Annotated in this window: 4 protein-coding genes; 3 read left to right on the forward strand and 1 reads right to left on the reverse strand. The window is 49.2% G+C overall.

What is annotated here, in order from left to right; all coding sequences use genetic code 11:
• Window positions 1-211 precede the first annotated feature (211 nt).
• A complete protein-coding gene (locus VB714_RS20755; RefSeq protein WP_323226591.1) occupies window positions 212-1,597 on the forward strand; it encodes an N-acetylmuramoyl-L-alanine amidase in 1,386 nt (461 codons plus the stop codon).
• Window positions 1,598-1,606: 9 nt separating this feature from the next.
• Here the strand turns inward: VB714_RS20755 and VB714_RS20760 are convergent, their stop codons facing one another.
• Window positions 1,607-2,050 carry an NUDIX hydrolase gene (locus VB714_RS20760; protein WP_323226592.1) on the reverse strand — a complete coding sequence of 148 codons (444 nt, stop codon included), beginning with the start codon at window positions 2,048-2,050 and terminating at the stop codon, window positions 1,607-1,609.
• A gap of 156 nt (window positions 2,051-2,206) precedes the next feature.
• Between VB714_RS20760 and VB714_RS20765 the strand changes: the two genes are divergently transcribed.
• Both VB714_RS20765 and cphA read left to right on the forward strand, forming a co-directional pair.
• Window positions 2,207-3,055: a cyanophycinase gene (locus VB714_RS20765; protein ID WP_416309754.1), complete on the forward strand. Its 849-nt coding sequence runs from the start codon at window positions 2,207-2,209 to the stop codon at window positions 3,053-3,055.
• 248 nt (window positions 3,056-3,303) lie between these two features.
• On the forward strand, window positions 3,304-5,440 hold a 2,137-nt coding region (gene cphA / locus VB714_RS20770), incomplete at its 3' end, for a cyanophycin synthetase (protein WP_416309755.1).

Raw genomic sequence — 5,440 nt, forward strand, 5'->3', positions numbered from 1 at the left:
GGGTTGTTTAGTTAGATACAGTAATTGTCCTGTTAAAAGTGCAATACAAAGGCACCCTAATTAAACAACTCCAAGGCGGTAGCGAAACTAATATAAAGCCGTCCTATAAGGACGGGGTTTCTACCCAATTTTTCTGATGAGGCAACATTGAGAGAATCCTTATCCGGCTTTGGTTAATCGCCCCTTACCCCTGACAATTGGAGTGCGCCCTTTGAAACTTCGTTGGTATATCCTCAGCGTACTAGCTGCCATATTTTTTGCCCTACCCGCAGAAGCAGCGCGATTGCTGTTTTGGGACTTCGATCGCGATCGCAATAGTCTCAGTTTCACCACCGATAGCAGCGTGCGACCGACGGTGAGATTAATTGCTAACCCGACGCGCTTAGTTATCGATCTCCCCGGTACGGGAATCAGTCGCAGCGCCAGTCAGCGAGTCGGTGGGGCGATCGCCAGCGTGCGAGTCGGACAGCCCGATAATAGAACAACGCGCCTGGTCGTAGAACTCGCACCGGGATATTTCCTCGATCCCCAACAGGTAAAAATTGCTGGGACTCCTTCCCAATGGACGATTCAACTCCCCTCCCCGCAACGTTCTCGTCCCACCTTTGAACCCCTCTTGCGCGGGGTTCCGGAATGGTTTCAAATCACTAAAAATGGCTTTTTCATTCGCCTGCGCGATCGCGATCGCCCCGAAGAAATTAAAGTCGATCGCAGCGATAATGGCAGACAAATCAATATTGAATTAAAAGGGGCGAGGGTGCGATCGGAGGACTCCTCAAAAACATTTACCGTCGATCGCTATGGAGTCGAAGAAGTTCGCTTCAATCAATTGGGAAATAATGCCCGCATTACCCTAACTCTCGATCGCAATAGTCCGCGCTGGGAAGTCTCTGATAGTCGGGGAGGAATTTCCATCGTTCCCGAACAAGGGAGTGAGATTTTAAGAGATCCGCCCTCCGAACCGTCATCCCAAGCCAGCGAAATTGTTATTCCCGTCCCCCTACCCACTCAACCCACGGTTCCCGATCGCACTAATTTTCCCCAACCCAACGGACGCGCCCTCGTAGTTCTCGATCCTGGTCATGGAGGGAAAGACCCTGGGGCGATCGGTATTGGCGGTTTGCGGGAAACTGATGTAGTTTTACCCATCTCCTTAGAAATTGCTCAAATTTTGCGCGATCGCGGCATAAATGTCGTCATGACCCGCTCTGATGACCGCTTTATCAGCCTACAGGAGCGGGCATATATGGCCAACCGAACTCGAGCTGATATTTTCACCAGCATTCACGCAAATGCCGTCGGGGGCTATCGTCCCGAAGTCAACGGCATGGAAACTTATTATTATTCTCGGGGCTATCGTTTAGCGCAGATCGTTCACCAAGCTATTCTCGAAACAGTTCCCATAGCGCGAAATCGCGGCATTAAGCAAGCACGCTTTTATGTCTTGCGAAATACATCTATGCCCTCTATTCTCGTGGAAGTGGGTTTTGTGACGGGACAAATCGATTCCCGCAATTTAGCCAACCCCGCCTATCGCAGCCAAATGGCTCAGGCGATCGCCCTCGGCATCTTACGCTATTTGCAACAATATCCTTAAAATCAAACTCTACTGTTTTGATTTGGTAGAGTTGTTCTGCTGGAGATAATCAAGAAGAATTTGTCGATGGATGGAACTCAGAGGACGAATTTGGTTCGCAATCTCTGAAAAGCGCTCTCCTTGAAGAATTTCATCGGGAGTTACTAAAGCAAAATCCCAGCCCTCTTTAAGTTCCAACTGCGTCAAAGGAACTAATAAAGGAACTGTAAAAATGTGACGCATTACTCCATCGCTGGGATAGCAGCCAAACTTAACCAAAGTGCCAGAAAACTCATAACTAATTTCTTCTATTAATTCCCGCACCAATGCTACTTCCGGCGTTTCCCCAGGATCGAGATGCCCGCCAAAAAAGCCCCAACACCCCGGCGCAGCAATATTGGGAACATTATCCCGCAACTGCATCAGAAAATTGCCGTTTTGATAAAGAATGGCGATCGCAACTTCAACAGTCATGGTTCCCTAAATGATGAACTTGAATTTGACAAGATTCTTTTTAGCATGGATTGCTAAATTCGCATTGAAAATCGCAATTTGGGAATTGGTAGCGTAAGGATCGTGACGAAATGAGGTTTAATTGTATATTAGGCCAGAATCGCGATTGTTTTGTCTATGCTGCAAGTAGAGTCTCGAAGTCCGGAAACCCAGATGCCCAAACCGACGAAAACCGCCATCCTAGTCATTGGTGGGGCAGAAGATAAAGTGCATGGTCGAGAGATTTTGCACACCTTCTTTAATCGCTCGGGAGGAAGCGATGCGATAATCGGCATTGTTCCTTCAGCATCTCGAGAACCCCTACTCGTAGGAGAACGCTACCGCCGCATTTTTGAGGAAATGGGAGCCAAGCAGATCGAGTTGCTGGATATTCGCGATCGCGCTCAAGGTAGCGATGCGAACTATATAGAATTTATAGAAAACTGTACGGGGATTTTCCTAACCGGAGGCGATCAATTGCGCTTATGCGCTTTACTGGCCGAAACCCCGGTGATGGAACTGATCCGCGATCGCGCCCAAAAACACGAAATTACCCTCGCTGGCACCAGTGCGGGAGCCGCCGTGATGGGACACCACATGATCGGCGGCGGGGGTAGCGGCGAATCTCCCAATCGTTCTCTCATTGACATGGCCATGGGACTGGGGATAATTCCCGAAACTATAGTCGATCAGCACTTCCACAACCGCAACCGCATGGCCAGATTGTTAAGCGCGATCGCCATTCACCCCGATCGCCTCGGTATTGGGATTGACGAGGACACCTGTGCCATGTTCGAGCAAGATGGTTGGATTCGCGTCTTAGGTAAAGGCACCGTAAACATTATTGACGCACAATATCTCTCCCACACCAATCAGATGAACGTAGATGTCGGCGACCCCTTGAGCCTACATGGTTTGAGAATCCACATTCTCAGTCACGGCGATCGCTACAATATCTATCAACGTCGTCCCTTAACCGGAGAATAAAAAAACGCGGGAATTTAACTATCAAATATCAACTATCAACTATCAACTACCTACTTCTCCCCGCCCAATCCTAAATCAAAAACTGTTCGCTAAGAACAGTTTTCTATGTTTTTGACGAGAGAAACTGAGGTTTGTGGTCATTGAGTACCGCCGAAGCGCGATCGCCCCTCGGTTTGGTTTCTCTCACTGTCCGCGATGCCCAAGCGTTGTCTATTGCATCTCCCCCAAAATTCCAGAATCGAAGGCTTATGAAAATTCTCAAAACCCTCACCCTGCGCGGCCCCAACTACTGGAGCATTCGCTACCACAAATTAATCGTCATGCGTTTGGACTTGGAGGATTTAGACGAACGATACTCCAATGAAATCCAGGGTTTTAATGAAGGATTGACATCGCTTTTGCCCACCTTAGTCGAACATTACTGCTCCCCAGGACATCGAGGCGGTTTCCTAGAGCGCCTGCAAGCAGGGACTTTAATGGGACATATTATCGAACACGTCGCCCTCGAACTCTCGGATCTGGCCGGAATGCACGTCGGTTTCGGACGCACGCGACAGACATCGGAACAGGGGGTGTACAACGTCGTTTTTGAATATCTCGACGAACAAGCCGGACGCTATGCCGGACGCGCCGCCGTGCGCCTTTGTCAGAGTATTGTCAATACAGGGACTTATCCCCAAGAGGAACTCCAGCAAGACCTCAACGACCTCAAAGAATTCTGGGTCAATGCTTCCACAGGTCCCAGTACAGAAACGATTATTACCGAGGCCGAAGAACGAGAAATTCCCTGGATGCACTTGAGTACCCGCGCCCTGATTCAACTGGGATACGGAGTCAAGCAAAAACGCATACAAGCGACCCTTTCCGACTATTCCAGCATTATCGCCGTCGAATTGGCTTGCGATAAGGAAGGCACAAAAACCCTGCTGCGAGATGCGGGTATTCCCGTCCCCCAAGGCACAGTTATTCGCTATTTTGACGAACTCGAAGACGCGATCGACGATGTGGGAGGCTATCCCATTGTTCTCAAACCTCTCGATGGCAACCACGGTCGCGGTATTACCATCGATATCAAACGCTGGCAAGAAGCAAAAGAGGCTTACGATCTGGCCAGTGAGGCTTCTAAAACGAAATCTGTCATTGTCGAGCGCTACTATCAGGGCAACGACCATCGCATTCTGGTAGTTCAAGGCAAAGTTGTGGCCGTCGCCGAAAGAATTCCCGCCCATGTCATCGGCGACGATCGCTCCACCATTAGCGAACTGATCGACCAAACCAACCGCGATCCGAGACGAGGAGACGGTCACGATAATGTTCTCACCAAAATTAAACTCGATAAAACCGCAACGGATGTCCTAGCACGACAGGACTATAACCTAGATAGTATTCCCCCCAAAGGAGAACGGGTTTATTTACGAGCAACGGCGAACCTCAGTACGGGGGGTATTGCCATCGATCGCACGGACGATATTCACCCCGAAAATATCTGGATCGCCGAACGAGTAGTCAAAGTCATTGGCTTGGATATTGCCGGTATTGATGTGGTCACGTCGGATATTAGTCAACCCCTGCGAGAAACCGATGGGGTGATTGTGGAAGTGAATGCAGCCCCCGGTTTCCGAATGCACGCTTCTCCGAGTCAGGGTTTACCGCGCAATGTCGGTGCCGCAGTGTTGGATATGCTCTTTCCCGAGGGAATGTCCCCTCGCATCCCCATTGTGGCCATTACGGGGACTAATGGGAAAACTACAACCACGCGCCTAATTGCTCATATTTTCCGGCAAACCAAGCAGGTTGTGGGGTACACCACCACCGATGGGATTTATATCGGCGATTATTTAGTCGAAGCAGGAGATACGACTGGACCCCAAAGCGCCCAGTTAATCTTAAAAGACCCTACAGTAGAAATTGCTGTTTTAGAAACAGCGCGGGGGGGAATTTTGCGATCGGGTTTAGCTTTCGATCGCTGCGATGTTTCAGTGATTTTAAATGTCGCGGCGGATCATTTGGGTATCGGCGATATTGATACGGTGGAGCAAATGGCTTCGGTTAAATCTGTAGTGGCGGAAAGCACTTCTCCTGATGGTTATGCGATATTGAATGCGGAAGATCCTCTTGTGGCCAAAATGGCAGAAAAGGTGAAATCAAAAGTCGCTTATTTCTCTATGAACCCCGATCACCCTGTCATTCAAGAACATACCCGTCGCGGCAAATTGGCGGCTATTTATGAGAATGGCTACCTGACGATTATTGAGGGGGATTGGAAATTACGCATTGATGCGGCCAAAAATGTCCCCGCGACTTTTAAAGGAATGGCTCCTTTTATGATTGCTAATGCCTTAGCAGCTTGTTTGGCTGCATTTGCTCGAGGTGTGGATATTGAAA

Source organism: Spirulina sp. 06S082, assembly GCF_034932145.1.
In the GTDB taxonomy this organism is placed as follows: Bacteria; Cyanobacteriota; Cyanobacteriia; order Cyanobacteriales; family Spirulinaceae; genus CCY15215.